This is a genomic window from Dickeya fangzhongdai, assembly GCF_002812485.1.
Classification (GTDB): domain Bacteria; phylum Pseudomonadota; class Gammaproteobacteria; order Enterobacterales; family Enterobacteriaceae; genus Dickeya; species Dickeya fangzhongdai.
In genome coordinates, this window is record NZ_CP025003.1 from 4,364,454 (window position 1) to 4,381,494 (window position 17,041).

The following is a 17,041-nucleotide window of genomic DNA, read 5'->3' on the forward strand; positions in this document are numbered from 1 at the left end:
ATTTCAGAAGGGATATATGTCAGCATTAACGTGTTTCAAAGCCTACGATATTCGCGGCGAATTAGGCAAAGAGTTGAATGAGGATATCGCTTATCGCATCGGCCGAGCCTACGGGCAATTCCTTTCACCCAAAACGGTAGTCGTAGGCGGCGATGTTCGTCTAACCAGCGAATCCCTGAAAATGGCGCTGGCAAACGGGTTGATGGACTCTGGCACCGATGTGCTGGATATCGGATTAAGCGGCACGGAAGAAGTGTATTTCACCACTTTCCACCTGAACCTCGATGGCGGCATTGAGGTCACAGCCAGTCATAACCCGATGAATTACAACGGCATGAAGTTAGTCCGGGATAATGCAAAGCCGATCAGCGGCGACACTGGGTTACGAGATATTCAGCGGCTTGCGGAAGAAAACAATTTCCCTGCGGTTGATCCGCAAAAGCGCGGTTCTTATAAGAAGATCAACATACTGAATGCGTATGTCGACCATCTAATGAGCTACATCGATCTCAACAATTTCACGCAACCGCTCAAGCTGGTCATCAACTCCGGCAACGGCGCCGCTGGTCACGTTATCGATGAGATCGAGAAACGATTCAAACAAGCCAACGCCCCGGTTGAATTTATCAAGGTACACCATCAGGCGGATGGTAATTTCCCTAATGGTATCCCTAACCCTCTACTGCCTGAATGCCGCAAAGATACCTCTGATGCCATGCTCAAGCATAATGCGGATATGGGCGTTGCGTTCGACGGAGATTTTGATCGCTGCTTCCTTTATGATAATCATGCCGAGTTTATCGAGGGTTACTACATTGTCGGCTTGCTCGCCGAAGCCTTTCTGCAGAAAGAATCTGGCGCAAAAATCATCCATGACCCACGCCTGACCTGGAATACGATTGATATCGTTAAGAAAGCCGGCGGCGTTCCCGTCATGTCAAAAACCGGCCATGCGTTCATCAAAGAACGGATGCGTAGCGAAAACGCTATTTATGGCGGTGAAATGAGCGCACACCACTACTTCAGAGATTTCGCCTACTGCGATAGCGGTATGATCCCCTGGTTGTTGGTTGCAGAGTTACTGTGTATTAAAAAAACCACGCTTTCAGACACCCTGAATGAAAGAGTAAATTTATTCCCGTGCAGCGGAGAAATAAATTATCGCGTTGAGAATTCAAAAGAAGTTCTGTCCCGGATTGAAGAAGCCTATGTAGGTAATGCCAAGCGCGCAGAATATGTTGATGGAGTGAGTATTGAATACGAGGATTTTAGGTTCAATGTCCGAGTTTCCAACACCGAACCGCTTCTGAGACTGAATGTAGAGACCAACAACAGCAGCGAGTTACTGCGTGCCGAAGTTGAGAAGCTAGATAAAATTATTAAATCTTAATATCAAGACAGTAAAATAATATTGGAGAATTATAGATGAAGAAAGTTGCTTTGATTTCCGGTGTAACAGGGCAGGATGGTTCTTATCTTGCTGAGTTCCTTTTGGAAAAAGGTTACGAAGTTCACGGTATTAAGCGCCGTTCATCACTCTTTAATACACAGCGTGTTGACCATTTGTATCAGGATCCCCATGAAGAGAATGTAAAATTCAACCTTCATTATGGCGATCTGACTGATACCTCCAACCTGACTCGTATTATTGCTGAAGTTCAGCCTGACGAAATTTACAACCTGGGCGCCCAGTCACACGTTGCAGTCAGCTTCGAATCCCCGGAATACACGGCGGATGTTGATGCTATCGGCACGCTTCGCCTGCTGGAATCCATCCGTTTCCTGGGCCTGGCCGAAAAAACCCGTTTCTATCAGGCATCCACCTCCGAACTGTATGGTCTGGTGCAGGAAATCCCGCAGAAAGAAACCACGCCGTTCTACCCGAGAAGCCCGTACGCCGTAGCTAAAATGTACGCTTACTGGATTACAGTAAACTACAGAGAATCCTATGGCATGTACGCCTGTAACGGTATCCTCTTCAACCATGAATCTCCGCGTCGCGGCGAAACGTTTGTGACTCGTAAAATCACACGCGGCCTGTCCAACATTGCGCAGGGCCTGGAAAAATGCATTTACATGGGCAACCTCGATTCTCTGCGCGACTGGGGTCATGCTCGTGACTACGTCAGAATGCAGTGGATGATGCTGCAGCAGGAAAAACCGGAAGACTTCGTCATCGCGACCGGCGTTCAGTATAGCGTACGTGATTTCATCAGAATGTCTGCGGCCAAACTGGGTATCGAACTGGAATTCACCGGTACTGGCGTCAACGAAAAAGCAGTAGTATCCAAAATCACCGGTAATAATGCGCCGGCACTGAAAGTAGGCGATGTGATCGTGGCTGTCGACCCGCGTTACTTCCGCCCTGCTGAAGTAGATACGCTGCTGGGTGACCCGAGCAAAGCCAAAAACAAACTGGGCTGGGTACCGGAAACAACACTGGAAGAAATGATCGATGAAATGGTCGCTTATGACCTGGAAAAAGCCAAGCAATTCGCTTTGCTGAAATCCAACGGTTACGATGTAAGCGTAAGCGTAGAATAACTCGATACAACAAATTAAAAGAGCTGTGTTAATCAGCTCTTTTATTAATTTGGGCATTTCCTACATGTTAAATGACTTAAAATCAGCGTTAAAAAACCCAGAGTCGTGGGTCGTTTTATCCTGGTATGATATAAAGCAGAGATATAAACGTTCAACACTAGGCCCTTTTTGGGTAACGATCAGTACTGCTATTCTGGTAGGGATGTTGAGCTTATTGTGGTCAACTCTCTTTAAGTTGGATGTACAAGATTACCTTCCTTTTTTCTGTATTGGTCAGGTATTCTGGACATATATATCTACCCAACTGACAGAAGCCAGCAATGGTTTTATTCAGTTTGATTATATAATCCGTCAGTCGAAAATATCTTTCACATCAATAATGTTAAGAATATTAAGTAGAAACATTATTGTTTTCCTTCATAACTTCATTATTATTATCTTTGTTATTACCTTTGTCGGCCCAGGATGGACTGTTACCGCCCTACTATCCATTATAGGGTTTGTATTGCTATCAGTGGCATTAGTCTCAAGCTCTCTGATCTTAGGTATCATATGTACCCGATTCAGAGATATGCAGATGATTATTCAAAATATTCTGCTCGTCAGTTTCTACTTTACTCCAATCATGTGGAAAACAGATCAGCTGAATGAACAATGGCTTTATTGGGTACAATTCAATCCATTAGTTCATTTCTTTAACATTATCCGTGAGCCCATGCTTGGTCATTTGCCAGACCAGAACTCAATAATTATCGCGACCGCGATAACTGTTGTTCTGTTTATACTGTCAATGATAACTCTCAATAAGACTAAAACCAAGATTGCGTACTGGCTTTAATATATGAAGAAAATAATTGAGGCGGTAAACGTCAGCGTTGAGTTTCCGATATATTCATCATCCCAGCGAAGCCTGAAAAAGATGCTTTTCAAGCGTACCGTCGGGGGTGGATTCAACGATAGCACAAGTTATGTCACGGTTAAGGCCCTGAATAATGTCTCCTTTGATATACATGAAGGCGAACGGGTCGCGCTGATAGGGCATAACGGCGCAGGGAAAACTACGCTGTTACGTGTTCTGGCCGGTGTCTATCACCCTTCTTCCGGCGCTATCAATATTGAGGGGGAAGTTGTCTCCCTCATCGATATGGCAATGGGAATGGACAGTGAGGCAACGGGATACCAGAATATTTTTATACGAGGAATCCTGCTTGGTTTGAGAAGAAAAGAAATCTCCAAGCATATCGATTACATTATCGAATTCAGTGAACTCGGTGATTATATCAATCTCCCCGTCAGAACCTATTCCAGCGGTATGCTGTTACGCCTTGCCTTCTCCATCATCTCTATCCTGAAACCCAGTGTTCTGCTGATGGATGAATGGCTGACCGTTGGCGATACCTATTTCAGAGAAAAAATGGGGAAAAAACTGGAAGAGATGATCAACAATACATCTGTCCTGGTACTGGCCTCTCATTCCAAAGATATTATCAAAAAATACTGTAATAAGTTCTTCTTACTACAGAACGGAACTATTACAGAACTGGCACTCTCTGAGATAGATAATTATCTATAATGGTGAATAAATGGAAAGGAAGAGCAAGATTTTAATCACTGGCGCAGGCGGTGTCTTAGGATATGGCTTAATCGATGCGCTGGCGAAAAATGGTTATGATAATGTACTCACACCGAATAGAAATGAGATGAACTGCCTGAGTCAGGAAAGCGTTGATGATTATTTTAATCAGCACCAACCTGATTATGTTTTCCATCTGGCATCGCTTGTATTCGGTTTGAAAGGAAATCTGGATAACCAGCTAAAATCGATATCCAACAATACCATTATCAACCAGAACGTTATTCTGGCTTGCCATAAGTTTAACGTAAAAAAAATCTTCTTTGCTGGTACCGTCGCCTCTTATCCTTTCCCGTATGTTCAGCTACCATTGGATGAAGACGACTTGATGTTGGGCGAGCCTCATGGAGGCGAGTATGGGTATGCCATGTCCAAACGGCATGCCCTGGCCTATCTCAAAATATTGAACCAGTATCATAATGTTGATTATTGTTATGCCCTGTTCACCAACCTGTTTGGCGCAAACGATAAGTTTGATCCAATCAATGGACATGTCATTCCTTCATTGATCGATAAAACATACAACAGTTTGCAACGCGGTGATAATCAACTGACAGTATGGGGTAGACCTGAAACGACACGAGATTTCTTATACAATAAGCAGGCTGGTCTGGCAGCACTACACGTCATGAATAACCTGAGCGGTGTGGTCAATATTGCCAGCGGCGTAGAAACGTCAATGGGAGATATCGTTAACGCGATTGCCCGTTATTATGATAACAAGATAACGGCAGTGTGGGACGCGAATGCTCCGATCGGAATTCCGAAAAGAAGTGTATCAATAAAACGCTTGAATGATTCAGGCTTTCAGCCAGAGTTTGATTTAAACCTGCAAATCTCAGATACAATTTCTTGGTATGAGAACAATGTTTCCAGGATAAGAAAATGAAAAAAATAGCTATAATTTCCAGCTTCTCCGAAAGCTGTGGCAATGCTTATTTTACAAAGATTTTAATGGACTCCATGACAGATGCTGGCGTTCATGTTGAGTGTCTCAGCTTAAACTTGTTGTTAACTCAGTCTGTTAACCCTGATATCAGAAAGAAAGCCGACAAACATATCGACGATCTGTGTGAAAAACTCAAACAGTTTGACGGTGTGAATATTCAGTTTGAAGCCGGGCTCTATGGCACTATCCCGTCCGATATCATCAAGCGCACATTAAAACTGGTTTCCGCCAACCCGCACACCAGTGTGACGCTGCATAGCCCAAGACTGGTTAGCGATAGCGCGTCACAGCGTGAAGCCATTAAACAGGCTCTCAAACTGCGCGTCAAAACAGCCATCAGAATGTATTTCGCCGAACTCAGACGTAATGTATCGACCCGCCTGAACGCGACCATTATCAAGAACCTTATCAAAAGAAGAATCAATATTATCGCTCATACCTTAAGAGCGAAGGAGCAAATTGAATTATTCTTTAATTACGATAACGTTCATGTACATCCGTTGAAAATCGTTGATGAATCACATGAAACATCGCCGGATCTCCTGAAGGCGATTAGAGTAAAATATAAATTCCGTGAGAATGATAAAATCATCGGTATGTTTGGCTTTGTGAATGAATACAAAGGCCACTCAATGGCGATCAAGACGTTATCCTGCATGCCGAAAGGTTATAAATTAATGATCTTTGGCAGACAGCACCCTCAGACGATCAAGAATAACGAACTGGTTAACCATTACATTTCATCACTTCAGCATCAGATTCATTGCGATAAAGTCGCGGACCGCGTCTTCTTCATGGGTGAATACGATAACGAAGATTTTATCAACCTTGCAGGATCGGTTGACTACGTTTGGTTGCCATATGTGGAAAACGGCCAGGATGGTTCCGGTATCGCCTCCATTTGTATGGACGTATCCAAACAAGTGCTGTGTTCTTCGTCATTTGCATTTGATGAATTATTCCGTCTGATTCCAGACTACAGCAACTATTCTCGATTCGATATCGGTAACTATTTGGAACTGGCAACCAAAACAACACGTTTTATTCCTGCCAAGCCCAAAAAACCATCATCTGGAGAGAAGAAATATACTCTTCAGTCTCAGGCTGAGCTTTATATCAAGCTGTCAACAGAATAAAGCGAAAGAGCCGTCTCTTTATGAGGCGGCTCGTTATCTTCTGGGAAAAACATGATTAACGTTCTGCATTTTTATAAAACTTACTATCCCTATACTTATGGTGGAATTGAGCAGGTTATATTTCAGCTTTGTGAGGGTGCGGCTCATCATGACGTTAACTCAACGGTTGAATATATTGCTCCTGGTAAAGACAGCGGTATAGAAAAGTTTCACCACCATAACGTTACCTGTGACCATAAACTTTTCGAAATATCTTCGACCCCGTTTTCCCTATCCTCTATAAGAAAATTCAAAAAGCTGGCAGAATCCGCAGATATCATTCACTACCATTTCCCTTATCCTTTTGCTGATATGCTGCATTTTATCTGCAAAATTAAAAAGCCGACAGTCGTCAGCTATCACTCTGATATCCTGAAACAAAAGTATCTGCTGAAATTGTATAAGCCGCTGATGTACAATTTTTTGGAGTCGGTGACATCAATTGTGGCAACGTCGCCAAACTATCTGGCAACAAGTGAGACGCTGCAAAAATTCAGCCATAAAACCTCGGTGATTCCCATTGGGCTTGATTCCCGTGCTCATCAGGTTATTGATAATGACAATAAGCTGAAATGGCAGAAAATCCTACCTGAACGCTTTCTGCTTTTTATCGGAAATCTAAGGTATTACAAAGGACTGGGCACGCTTTTAGCTGCCATAGAAAATAATCCGGAAATAAACATTGTTATTATTGGGTCCGGGCCTCAGGAAAAACAGCTAAAAGAACAAGTCTCAAGAAAAAACATTGAAAATGTCTATTTTCTTGGCGCACTGCCTGACAACGATAAGAACACATTACTTGAGCTGTGCTCCGGCATTGTTTTTCCGTCTCAATTACGAACAGAGGCATTTGGAATCACCCTGCTGGAAGGGGCAATGTATGGTAAACCGCTGATTTCTTGTGAAATTGGCACAGGCACATCTTTTATTAACATTGATGGCCAAACCGGAATTGTCGTGCCGCCATCGGATCCGGCAAAACTGCGTGAAGCGATGGAATATCTGTGGATTAACCCGGAAAAAGCGCAGGAAATGGGCCAAAACGCCCAAAAACGATTCCATGAGTTATTCACGGCTGAAAAAATGGTGAATGACTACGTCAATCTTTACAAAAAACTTCTGCATAGAGAGCACGTATAGTCATCCCCTTTTCCGGCGGCAAGGATGCCTGATTTCCTGCCTTACCATCAGTAACTTCTATCGAAATCCACCTCTCCCGCTAACGTCTGTCCTTGTCGGAAGCGCGGCAGGTTGTCCAGAAACAGTTTCCCCAGCCGAGCGGGTACCAGCGGCCCGGCGACATGCGCCGTGATGGTGAGGTTCGGCGTCCGCCAGAACGGATGATCGCCCGGCAGAGGCTCCTGCCGAAACACATCCAGCACCGCCCCGGCAATCTGCCCCTCGTGCAAGGCCGCGCACAAATCCGTATCCACCACCGCGGTGCCACGGCCAACGTTGATAAACAACGCCGAAGGCTTCATCGCTGCAAACACGCCGGCGTGATAGATATCCGTTGTCGCCGGCGTATCCGGCAAAATGTTGATAACGTAATCCGCAGACGCTACCGCTTGCTCAAGCGATGACAACCCTTCTACCCGTGCAAACATCGGCATCTCTCGCGGTGAATAAGCAACCCCGAACAGTTCCACGCCAAAAGGCTGCAAAAAAGCCGCCACCTCCCGGCCAATATCCCCCGCGCCGACAATCAGTACCCGACGCCCGAACAGCGACCGCGGCAATATCTTTTTCCATTCGCCGCTTTGCTGACTCTGCAACCGTTGCGATAAATGCAGCTCATGCTGCAACAAGTAAGCCAGCACGTATTCAGCAATAGGCTGCCCAAACACCCCGACAGCCCGGCTCAGCCGATAATCACGCGGTAACCCCGCTGCCAGTAAAGGTTTATAGCCGGCCCAGGTCGATTGTAACCAGCGAGGCTTCGCCCCCTGAGCCAGCAACAGGGCAGCCTTATCCGGCTCGCCCACCCAGATATCACAGGTCGCAGCCTGAGCAACCTCACCTGAGCCAATCAGCAACGGTAAGTCCGGCGCCGCTTCGCGCAGCACGTCCCGTAGCTCATCCGCACGGGAGTCCAACAGCAGAATGGATGTCATGTTCGTCGTCTAGGGGAAACTCATGCGACGATAATATATGAAATCGAGATAGCGCCAAATAGCAGTGGCTTATGATTGAAGCTGTTTGGGAAACGACAAGAAAATGAGAGAAAACAGAAAGAAAACTTGGAGCGGGAAACGAGACTCGAACTCGCGACCCCGACCTTGGCAAGGTCGTGCTCTACCAACTGAGCTATTCCCGCGTAGGATGGTTATTCAAAGCGCCTTGAAGCATCTAATTCTTTGTAACCAACTGATTAAAAAGGCTTTAACACTTTAAGGCGTTTGGAATGGCGCTGATTATGGACCGGTTCGCCCACTATGGCAAGTGCTTTTTCGTGCCTTTAGTTTCGTTTGTTTATAATATCGACAATCCGTTACTGCGCATCCCCCGGCTGGCGATACAGCGCGGCAATGCCGCCCGCGCCCTTTTCCCGCCCTCGGCGCCGTTCTCAGGATGACACCGACGCGGCCGAGGCCACGCCAACGCCTTCCCGGTTTCCATCTGTCAGGCAAGATGGTTATTCAGCGCAACAACTCTCCGTATTTTAGTTTTTCTCCAATCATTACCATCTATTGCGCAGCGTCATAATATCGCTGTGGAATAACTGTCATTTTAGAACGCTCGCCATCACGTGGGTTTATCGGTAATATCTGGCGAGTGAAATGAATAAGATGCGGTAGATATAAAATCTGATTGAGCACACGCTGGCATTCTGGCAAATTAAATCGACATCTAATGGCGCATCAATCACTGTTGATGTCATGAATTAAAAATAAAGCCGTTAATTTCACATAGCGTTATTACTCGACAACACCACAACCACTATTTCATTCTTCTTTTATGCAGGCTTTTGAGAAGCAGGTTGCTGGCTCATTTCTGGAGAGAACGCGTATGCCAGATATCAATATATTTTTTTCTTCCCTGCTCGAACGGCAATTACATGATGCCGCCAGGCGCGCCAGCGCCCGGGCGGAAGCGTTGAGCCGTCAGGAATTGCATCAAAAAGCCCGTGCGCTGCTCGACCAGCTCACCGGTATAGACAACGACGATAGTTATCAGGATGACCGCTCCGGGCAACCCGCTGACGATGCCCCTGAACGGCTGGCGCGCGCCCGGCAGGCCTCCGCCTTTGTCAACGACTACGGCGCAAACCCGTTCAACGGCCTGACTTACCAGCAACTATCGCTGATTGTCTACGATGAAAGCGGCGTGTTTACCCTGAATGAACGCCGGGCCGCCTGGAGTGAAGCCTACGCCCAGGATCAAGCCTGGCGACAGCACGTCGTCACGCAGGCCCGCTTGAACTACCGCCATCCTCAGTGGCAAATACGCTTTTTTACCGAGGTTCTGAAAAACTACCGGGCGCTGTCGGCGATTGAAAAAGCGCAATACCCGCGTTACTACGAACGGGAATTGCAATGTCACCTGCTGCCCAATCGCGACGGGGCCCACCCCTTTGACTTTTCCGGTCTGGCTGATTACCCAAGCCTGCTGGAAATGCTGCTTGCCATCCGGCAGGACAGCCCCAGACGGGAAATGTCGACGGCTACCGTCAATCCTGCGCCCTGAGCCCGGCGGCCAACCCTCTGATTGATGTCAGCCGCGCTGCCGGGTCGTTAACCGGGGTATGAATAATGAACTCGCTGACGCCAAAGCGCTGGTGATAGTGCTGCAACTGGCGGTGGACCTCCGCCGCCGTGCCATACAGGATGTTCTGCGCCTGCTTCTCGATACGAAACTGCGCGCTGCCGGACTGCTGCACCAGCGTATCCGCCTGTTCCTGCGACAGCACGTTCAGCGGCGCCCGGTCCCCGATATACACCTTGTAGTTATACCGCTCGCCCGCCAGCGCTTTCGCCTCGTCATGGCTATCCGCCACGATCACCGATAGCGACAACAGCGCCTGCGCCTGCTCGGGCTGGTACTCGCGCCAGGTCGACAATGCTTCCGTCAACAGGGCTTCACTGGGCTGGATAAACCCGGCGAACACAAAATTCCAGCCCAGCGACGCCGCCAGACGCGCGCTTTCCGCACTGGCGCCCAGCAGAAAACGCGTGGGCGGCGCCGGTGGCGACGGCGTAGCGCGCAAGTCGGCATCCTGTGTCGCTCCCGGTTCCAGCAGTTCATGCAATTGCCGCAGTTTATCGGCGAACGACACCTGACGCGCCGGGTCAACCTCCTGTTGCAGCGCACGGGTCGACAGGGGAAAACCGCCCGGCGCTTTGCCGACGCCCAGATCGACCCGATCCGGCGCCAGCGACGACAGAACATGGAAATTCTCCGCCACCTTATAGGGGCTGTAGTGCTGCAACATCACCCCGCCGGAACCAATCCGGATATGGCGGGTATGGGCCAGCAGCCAGGCAATCAACACTTCCGGCGACGATCCCGCCAGTGCATCGGAGTTGTGGTGCTCAGACACCCAGAAACGGGAATACCCCGACGCTTCGGCGAGGCCGGCCAGCTCGACGGTCCGGGCCAGCGCATCGGCGGCGGTCATCCCCTCCGCAATCGGGCTTTGATCCAATAAGCCAAGACGATAACTCATATATTTCCCTTCTGTGATCCAGCCTAAATTTCCCGCATATTTTCATAGCCTGGAAAAATCCATAAATAACAAAACAGGGTTTGGTTAGTACAAATCCGCACTATAAATAAAATGAGAATCACAATAATCAGCGTAGTGAACTGCATACTTTCCTAACTTAATTTTTATTCTGCTCGCGTTCGAAAAATAGGCGCATAAGCGTCAATTTCAATTCCTGAATAAACAAATCACAAAACCCCCTGAGACGTTTTTTTGCTTTGCCATATTCAATTTTGTTGTTTTACATCCTGTAGCCTCTCATCAATAGTATTTTTCAGTTTTCTTAACTCTCCATTAACCACCTGAACATGAGGTTTCTCCAGCGCTTTATCCGTGCCGGAGACGGGTTTCTTTTCGCCAAATTTCGCTGTAGGGAGCATGCTGATGAGTGAAAAAACGATTCCCCGACAAAAGACGAGTCCTGACCAGCGTCAGCTGAGGCTGGGCGTGATATTGCAGGGCGCGGCCGGAAACATGTCGGCCTGGCGGCACAACAATGTGGTGCCGGACGCCAGCATCAACTTCGGTTTTGTGCTGGATACCGTGAAAAAAGCCGAACAGGGGAAATTCGACTTCGCCTTCGTGGCTGACGGCCTGTACATCAACGAGAAGTCCATTCCCCACTTTCTCAACCGCTTCGAACCGCTGACGCTGCTGTCGGCGCTGGCGGCGTCAACCCATCACATCGGCCTGGTCGGCACCCTGTCCACCTCCTATAGCGAGCCGTTCACCACCGCGCGGCAGTTCGCCAGCCTCGACCATTTGAGCCACGGTCGCGCCGGCTGGAACGTGGTGACCTCGCCGCTGGAAGGATCGGCGAAAAACTTCTCGCGCGCCCAGCACCCGGAACACGCCCTGCGCTATCGCATCGCCGATGAATTTTTGCAGGTGGTGAAAGGACTGTGGGACTCCTGGGAAGACGACGCGTTTATCCGCGACAAGGCCAGCGGCCGCTTCTTCGACCCGCAGAAACTGCACACCCTGAATCATCAGGGGGAATTTTTCTCGGTCGCCGGACCGCTGAATATCGGCCGCACGCCGCAGGGCCGCCCGATTATCTTCCAGGCCGGCGCGTCGGATGACGGCAAGAAACTGGCCGCCAGCCACGCCGATGCCATCTTCACCCACCAGCACACGCTGGCGGAAGCGCAGGCGTTTTACCGCGACGTTAAGCAACAGCTGGTGGAACAAGGGCGACGCGAAGACCAGTTGCACATCTTTCAGGGCGTCAGCGTACTGGTAGGCGACAGCGCGGAAGACGTGGAACGACAGTATCAGGACACCGCCGCGCTGGTGACCATAGAAGATGCGCTGAATTACCTCGGCCGCTACTTCGAACACTACGACTTCTCGCAGCACCCGCTGGATGAACCCTTCCCGAATATCGGCGCGCTGGGCCAGAACAGTTTTCGCAGCACCACCGATGAAATCAAGCGCAACGCCCGCGAGCGCGGACTGACGCTGCGTCAGGCGGCGCTGGAAGCCACCACCCCGCGTCCGCTATTCAGCGGCACGCCGCAACAGGTGGCGGACGGGTTGCAACTGTGGTTTGAACAGCGCGCCGCCGATGGCTTCATTATCCAGAGCGCCACGCCGGACAACTTCACCCGCTTTGTCGATCAGGTGGTGCCGTTGCTGCAACAGCGCGGCCTGTTCCGCCGGGAATACCCCGGCTACACGCTGCGGGAAAGCCTGGCGTTGGATTACCCGACCAATCGCTACGCCGCCACCCGCCAACCGGCAGAGGAAACGGCACAGTGAACGCGCGCCACGCCACGCCGCTGCTGCTTGCCGCACTGCTGTTCAGCGCCGGCGGGCACGCCGAACCCACCACCGTCGGCCGCATCGACCTGAAGGCCAACCAGTTGCCGGTGCGCGCGCCTGGCAACCCGCAGGCCATCGCCGAGATCCCGGCCGGGTTTACCTTTGCCGAACCCGGCACGCTGACGGTGGCGATCTCCAACCACAGTTCCCCGCCGCTGGCGCTGCTGGCGGAGGACAACAAGACGCGCATCGGCAGCGATCCGGACATCGCCCGGCTGCTTGCCGACGCGCTGGGGCTGAAGCTCAAGCTGGTGCCGACTGCCTGGGAAGACTGGCCGCTGGGTATCGCCTCAGGCCGCTACGACGCCGCCATCATCAATATCGCGGTGACCAAAGCGCGCAAGGAGCGATTCGATTTCGCCACCTACCGCGTGGATACGCTGGGTTTTTACGTCAAATCCACCAGCCGGATTCAGGCGATTCGCGAGCCGGCGGACGTGGCGGGGCTGAAAGTGATCGTCGGTTCCGGCACCAATCAGGAAAACATCCTGCTGGGCTGGGATCGCCAGAATCGCGCTCAGGGCTTGCCGCCGGTACAGCCGATTTACGTGACCGACGATGCCGCCGCCAACCTGAGTATTCAGTCCGGCCGGGTGGACGCCTTTTTCGGCCCGCATTCCATCGGGGCCTACAAAGCGGCGTTGACCGGCCAGACGCGGATGGTGGGCATCGGCCCCACCGTGGCGCCGGTGGCGGTCACCACCCGCAAAGGCAACGGGCTGGCGCAGCCAATCAGCACCGCGCTCAACGGCGTCATCGCCGGTGGGCAATACGCGCAGGTGCTGGATCGCTGGGGCGAGAATGACGAAAAAGTCACGCGCTCCGACGTCAACCCACGCGGTCTGGACGAATAACCCGGCTCGCGCCGACCGTCGATTTTTTATGTTCAAGGAATACGCTATGCAGACTCTCGCCGTTCGTCCGTTTTACCGTCTGGCCGCCACGCTGTTCGGCGGCTGGCTGTTGCTCGGCAGCGCACACGCCGCCGGCATCGACCTCCAGGCTAATCAGCAACCGATCCATGCGCCCAAAAACCCGCAGGCCATCGCCCAGATTCCGGCCGGATTTACCTTTGTCGAACCGGGCAAACTCACCGTCGCGGTCGCGGCATTGGGTTCCTCGCCGCCGTTGGCCTTTCTGGCGGACGACAACAAAAGCGTCATCGGCAGCGAACCGGACATCGCCCGGCTGGTAGCCGACAGCCTCGGGCTGGAGCTGAAGCTGGTGTCGACGTCGTGGGAAGATTGGCCGCTGGGCGTCGCTTCCGGCAAGTACGATGTCGCCATCACCAACGTCACGGTGACCAAAGCGCGCAAAGCGCGTTTTGACTTTGCCACCTACCGCGCCGATACACTGGGCTTCTACGTGAAATCCAGCAGCAAGATCCAATCGATCCAAAGCGCTAAAGACATCGCCGGGCTGCGGATCATCGTCGGCTCCGGCACCAATCAGGAGGCTATCCTGCTCGACTGGGATAAGCAAAACCACGCCGCCGGCCTGCCGCCGTTTCAACCGGTCTACGTCACCGATGCCGCCGCCGCCAACCTGAGCATTCAGTCCGGCCGCGCCGACGCCACCTTCGGTCCGAACGTCACCGGCGCGTACAAAGCGGCGCTGAACGGCCAAACCCGGCTGGTAGGCACGGTCAACGGCGGCTGGCCGCAGGTGGCGCACATCGCGGTGACCACCCGTAAAGGCAACGGGCTGGTGACTGCCCTCAATACCGCGCTCAACGGCGTGATTCAGGGCGGCGAATACGACCGGGTGCTGAACCGCTGGGGAGAAAGCGTGGAACGCATCAGCCGTTCGGAGATCAACCCGCCGGGCCTGGGCGACACGCCGCTGTAACCCGTATCCGGCTGAACAGGGAGGACACCATGTCTGACGAACGCTTTATTATCACCTACCCGGAAGACGCCCGCATTGCACCGGTACTGGACGGCCTGTTCGCCGAATACCGCCAGCGCTACGGCGATTACTTCGCCCATCGGGATCCGGAACCGGAAGGACTCTATCTGCAACCAGACGGCATCTTCATTGTGCTGCTGCGTGATGAGCGGCCGATCGCCACCGGCGCGTTCAAGCGCTACGACGCCACCACCGCTGAACTCAAACGGATCTGGACCGACAGAACCCTGCGCCGTCAGGGGCTGGCCAAACGGGTGCTGCATGAGTTGGAACAGCACGCCCGTCGGCTGGGCTACCGGGATTTATTCCTGACCACCGGTTTCCGTCAGCCGGAAGCGGTCGGCCTGTACCTGAGCGAAGGCTATCAGCCGCAGTTCGATACCCAGGTCGACCCGGAATACTACAGTCTGCCGCCGCACGATGGCCGCTTGCCGTTTCGCAAACCCTTGTATGGCCCGGTGCCTAACCGGGCGGCGCAACAGGAACGGGTAAAGGTATAAGCTCATGACGCAATCCATCCCTCCTTCACTGTCCCAGAACCCGGCCGATATCCCTGCTGCTCCGTTGCGCGTGGTGCCGGCGCGTTATCCGCTGCGTATCGCAGGCGCGCTGTTTTCGCTGTTTATTTTCGCCGGCATCGCCGAGTCGGTGGCGCTCAACAACCGCTGGGAATGGCCGGTGTTCGCCAGCTATTTCTTTAACCCGGTGATTCTGGAAGGGCTGGGGCGCACGCTGCTGCTGACGCTGCTCGGCACCCTGTTCAGCATTATCGCCGGCACCGGGCTGGCGCTGGCGCGGCTGTCATCGTCCACGTTACTCAGCACGCTGGCCTGGCTGTACATCTGGCTGTTCCGATCGCTGCCGCTGATTCTGGTGCTGATTATCCTCTACAACTTTTCGTACCTGTACGACGCGCTGGCGCTGGGCATCCCTTTCACGTCCATCGAGTTTTTCCGCTATCCGACCATTGATGTGCTCGGCCCGTTCTCCGTGGCGGTGCTGGGGCTGACGCTGGTGCAATCGGCCTATACCGCCGAAATTATTCGCGGCGGCATCCTCGGCGTCGACGCCGGACAATTTGAAGCCGCCGCCGCGCTCGGCCTGCCGGGCTACCGCCGCACCTGGCGGATTATTCTGCCGCAAGCGCTGCGTTCGATTCTGCCGACCGGTTTCAACGAAATCATCAGCCTGGCCAAAGGCACCTCGGTGGTGTACGTGCTGGCGCTGCCGGAGCTGTTTTACACCGTGCAGGTGATTTACAACCGCACCCAGCAGGTGATTCCGCTGCTGATGGTCGCCACCGTCTGGTATCTGGTGATCACCAGCGTACTGTCGGTGCTGCAATATTTCGTGGAGCGCTACGTCGCCCGCGGCGCGGTGCGGGAAATAACGCCTCATCCGCTGCAGCGACTATTCCGGCGCCTGAGCGCACGCCGCCGACACTGATTTTCAGGGAGAAGCACCATGTCTGAAGCCATTGATCTCTATTCCATCCCACGTACCGCGCCACGCGCCGTGACCGAACAAGGCCGGATCGATATTCAGGGGGTCGGCAAGTGGTTCGGCGCGCACCGGGCGCTGGATAACATCAGCCTGACGCTGCCGCCCGGTTCGGTCACGGTGATTATCGGGCCGTCCGGTTCCGGCAAATCCACTTTGCTGCGCGCCATCAACCATCTGGAGCGGGTGGACGAAGGCACCATCCGCATCGACGGCGACTACATCGGCTACCGCCGCGAAGGCGATACGCTGTACGAACTGAAAGAACGGGAGATCCTGCGCCAGCGCCTCGGCGTCGGCTACGTATTCCAGAACTTCAACCTGTTCCCGCACCTGACGGTGCTGGAGAACATTATCGAAGCGCCGCGGGTGCACCGGTTGTATCGCCGCGCGCAGGCGCAGAGCGTGGCGCTGGCGCTGCTGGACCGGGTCGGATTACGCCACAAGGCGAACGCTTACCCGCGCCACCTGTCCGGCGGGCAGCAACAACGCATCGCCATCGCCCGCGCGCTGGCGCTCAACCCCAAAGTGATGCTGTTTGACGAACCGACCTCGGCGCTGGACCCGGAACTGGTGGGCGAAGTGCTGGACGTGATCAAGGATCTGGCGCGATCGGGCGTCACGATGGTGATCGTTACCCATGAGATCGGCTTCGCGCGCGAAGTAGCGGATCGGGTGGTGTTTATGGTGGACGGCAAAATCGTGGAAAGCGGCGACGCGCATCAGGTGCTGAACCATCCAGCCCATCCGCGCACCGCCAGCTTTTTAAACAAGGTGCTCTAGCTTTAAACAAGGTGCTATAG

At 52.5% G+C, this 17,041-nt stretch carries 17 protein-coding genes and 1 tRNA gene; 15 read left to right on the top strand and 3 right to left on the bottom strand.

Going from position 1 to position 17,041, the window contains the following annotated elements; translation table 11 throughout:
• Window positions 1–16 precede the first annotated feature (16 nt).
• From CVE23_RS19515 to CVE23_RS19545, 7 genes are all read left to right on the top strand, one after another.
• Complete coding sequence (locus CVE23_RS19515) at window positions 17–1,390, top strand: phosphohexomutase domain-containing protein (protein ID WP_100850188.1); 1,374 nt, start codon at window positions 17–19, stop codon at window positions 1,388–1,390.
• Between the two features lie 35 nt (window positions 1,391–1,425).
• Window positions 1,426–2,544 (top strand): GDP-mannose 4,6-dehydratase, encoded by a 1,119-nt coding sequence (gmd, locus tag CVE23_RS19520; RefSeq protein WP_038665385.1) that lies wholly within the window; start codon window positions 1,426–1,428, stop codon window positions 2,542–2,544.
• 64 nt (window positions 2,545–2,608) lie between these two features.
• Entirely contained in the window at window positions 2,609–3,382 is a 774-nt protein-coding gene (locus CVE23_RS19525) for an ABC transporter permease (protein WP_038921132.1), read from the top strand.
• 3 nt (window positions 3,383–3,385) lie between these two features.
• A complete protein-coding gene (locus CVE23_RS19530) occupies window positions 3,386–4,117 on the top strand; it encodes an ABC transporter ATP-binding protein (protein ID WP_038920315.1) in 732 nt (243 codons plus the stop codon).
• A 10-nt stretch (window positions 4,118–4,127) separates the two neighbouring features.
• Window positions 4,128–5,066: a GDP-L-fucose synthase family protein gene (locus CVE23_RS19535; protein WP_038665376.1), complete on the top strand. Its 939-nt coding sequence runs from the start codon at window positions 4,128–4,130 to the stop codon at window positions 5,064–5,066.
• Window positions 5,063–6,262 (top strand): glycosyltransferase family protein, encoded by a 1,200-nt coding sequence (locus tag CVE23_RS19540; protein ID WP_038920316.1) that lies wholly within the window; start codon window positions 5,063–5,065, stop codon window positions 6,260–6,262. Before CVE23_RS19535 ends, CVE23_RS19540 begins: the two co-directional genes overlap by 4 nt.
• Before the next feature lie 51 nt (window positions 6,263–6,313).
• Window positions 6,314–7,441, top strand: coding sequence for a glycosyltransferase (locus CVE23_RS19545; protein ID WP_038920317.1), 1,128 nt, complete (start codon window positions 6,314–6,316; stop codon window positions 7,439–7,441).
• 47 nt (window positions 7,442–7,488) lie between these two features.
• Here CVE23_RS19545 and CVE23_RS19550 read toward each other — a convergent pair whose 3' ends face one another.
• Both CVE23_RS19550 and CVE23_RS19555 read right to left on the bottom strand, forming a co-directional pair.
• Window positions 7,489–8,415: a D-2-hydroxyacid dehydrogenase gene (locus CVE23_RS19550; protein WP_100850189.1), complete on the bottom strand. Its 927-nt coding sequence runs from the start codon at window positions 8,413–8,415 to the stop codon at window positions 7,489–7,491.
• A 127-nt stretch (window positions 8,416–8,542) separates the two neighbouring features.
• Window positions 8,543–8,618 (bottom strand) — tRNA-Gly (locus tag CVE23_RS19555).
• An 87-nt stretch (window positions 8,619–8,705) separates the two neighbouring features.
• Between CVE23_RS19555 and CVE23_RS22920 the strand changes: the two genes are divergently transcribed.
• Together CVE23_RS22920 and CVE23_RS19560 are read left to right on the top strand one after the other, a co-directional pair.
• Window positions 8,706–8,876: a hypothetical protein gene (locus CVE23_RS22920; protein WP_157987360.1), complete on the top strand. Its 171-nt coding sequence runs from the start codon at window positions 8,706–8,708 to the stop codon at window positions 8,874–8,876.
• 434 nt (window positions 8,877–9,310) lie between these two features.
• Window positions 9,311–9,988, top strand: coding sequence for a hypothetical protein (locus tag CVE23_RS19560; protein ID WP_100850190.1), 678 nt, complete (start codon window positions 9,311–9,313; stop codon window positions 9,986–9,988).
• Here the strand turns inward: CVE23_RS19560 and CVE23_RS19565 are convergent.
• Window positions 9,972–10,967, bottom strand: coding sequence for an LLM class flavin-dependent oxidoreductase (locus CVE23_RS19565; protein WP_038920321.1), 996 nt, complete (start codon window positions 10,965–10,967; stop codon window positions 9,972–9,974). The genes CVE23_RS19560 and CVE23_RS19565 overlap by 17 nt on opposite strands.
• Window positions 10,968–11,390: 423 nt before the next feature.
• Between CVE23_RS19565 and CVE23_RS19570 the strand changes: the two genes are divergently transcribed.
• From CVE23_RS19570 to CVE23_RS19595, 6 genes are read left to right on the top strand one after another with little or no spacing between them, the layout of a single operon-like run.
• On the top strand, window positions 11,391–12,767 hold the full coding sequence (locus CVE23_RS19570) for an LLM class flavin-dependent oxidoreductase (protein ID WP_100850501.1): 1,377 nt from the start codon (window positions 11,391–11,393) through the stop codon (window positions 12,765–12,767).
• Complete coding sequence (locus CVE23_RS19575; protein ID WP_100850191.1) at window positions 12,764–13,684, top strand: ABC transporter substrate-binding protein; 921 nt, start codon at window positions 12,764–12,766, stop codon at window positions 13,682–13,684. Before CVE23_RS19570 ends, CVE23_RS19575 begins: the two co-directional genes overlap by 4 nt.
• A 46-nt stretch (window positions 13,685–13,730) precedes the next feature.
• Window positions 13,731–14,678 (top strand): ABC transporter substrate-binding protein, encoded by a 948-nt coding sequence (locus tag CVE23_RS19580; RefSeq protein WP_100850192.1) that lies wholly within the window; start codon window positions 13,731–13,733, stop codon window positions 14,676–14,678.
• A 29-nt stretch (window positions 14,679–14,707) separates the two neighbouring features.
• Window positions 14,708–15,238, top strand: a complete 531-nt coding sequence (locus CVE23_RS19585; RefSeq protein ID WP_038920324.1) for a GNAT family N-acetyltransferase — start codon at window positions 14,708–14,710, stop codon at window positions 15,236–15,238.
• Window positions 15,239–15,242: 4 nt separating this feature from the next.
• Window positions 15,243–16,184 carry an amino acid ABC transporter permease gene (locus CVE23_RS19590; protein ID WP_100850193.1) on the top strand — a complete coding sequence of 314 codons (942 nt, stop codon included), beginning with the start codon at window positions 15,243–15,245 and terminating at the stop codon, window positions 16,182–16,184.
• A gap of 18 nt (window positions 16,185–16,202) precedes the next feature.
• Complete coding sequence (locus tag CVE23_RS19595; RefSeq protein ID WP_039693163.1) at window positions 16,203–17,021, top strand: amino acid ABC transporter ATP-binding protein; 819 nt, start codon at window positions 16,203–16,205, stop codon at window positions 17,019–17,021.
• The last annotated feature ends 20 nt before the right edge of the window (window positions 17,022–17,041 follow it).

Coding starts and splice junctions, on each gene's coding strand:
- CVE23_RS19580 (WP_100850192.1), top strand. CDS start 13,731: ATGCAGACTCTCGCCGTTCGTCCGTTTTACCGTCTGGCCGCCACGCTG.
- CVE23_RS22920 (WP_157987360.1), top strand. CDS start 8,706: ATGGCGCTGATTATGGACCGGTTCGCCCACTATGGCAAGTGCTTTTTC.
- CVE23_RS19545 (WP_038920317.1), top strand. CDS start 6,314: ATGATTAACGTTCTGCATTTTTATAAAACTTACTATCCCTATACTTAT.
- CVE23_RS19540 (WP_038920316.1), top strand. CDS start 5,063: ATGAAAAAAATAGCTATAATTTCCAGCTTCTCCGAAAGCTGTGGCAAT.
- CVE23_RS19590 (WP_100850193.1), top strand. CDS start 15,243: ATGACGCAATCCATCCCTCCTTCACTGTCCCAGAACCCGGCCGATATC.
- gmd (WP_038665385.1), top strand. CDS start 1,426: ATGAAGAAAGTTGCTTTGATTTCCGGTGTAACAGGGCAGGATGGTTCT.
- CVE23_RS19565 (WP_038920321.1), bottom strand. CDS start 10,967: ATGAGTTATCGTCTTGGCTTATTGGATCAAAGCCCGATTGCGGAGGGG.
- CVE23_RS19570 (WP_100850501.1), top strand. CDS start 11,391: ATGAGTGAAAAAACGATTCCCCGACAAAAGACGAGTCCTGACCAGCGT.
- CVE23_RS19550 (WP_100850189.1), bottom strand. CDS start 8,415: ATGACATCCATTCTGCTGTTGGACTCCCGTGCGGATGAGCTACGGGAC.
- CVE23_RS19535 (WP_038665376.1), top strand. CDS start 4,128: ATGGAAAGGAAGAGCAAGATTTTAATCACTGGCGCAGGCGGTGTCTTA.
- CVE23_RS19585 (WP_038920324.1), top strand. CDS start 14,708: ATGTCTGACGAACGCTTTATTATCACCTACCCGGAAGACGCCCGCATT.
- CVE23_RS19560 (WP_100850190.1), top strand. CDS start 9,311: ATGCCAGATATCAATATATTTTTTTCTTCCCTGCTCGAACGGCAATTA.
- CVE23_RS19515 (WP_100850188.1), top strand. CDS start 17: ATGTCAGCATTAACGTGTTTCAAAGCCTACGATATTCGCGGCGAATTA.
- CVE23_RS19595 (WP_039693163.1), top strand. CDS start 16,203: ATGTCTGAAGCCATTGATCTCTATTCCATCCCACGTACCGCGCCACGC.
- CVE23_RS19530 (WP_038920315.1), top strand. CDS start 3,386: ATGAAGAAAATAATTGAGGCGGTAAACGTCAGCGTTGAGTTTCCGATA.
- CVE23_RS19525 (WP_038921132.1), top strand. CDS start 2,609: ATGTTAAATGACTTAAAATCAGCGTTAAAAAACCCAGAGTCGTGGGTC.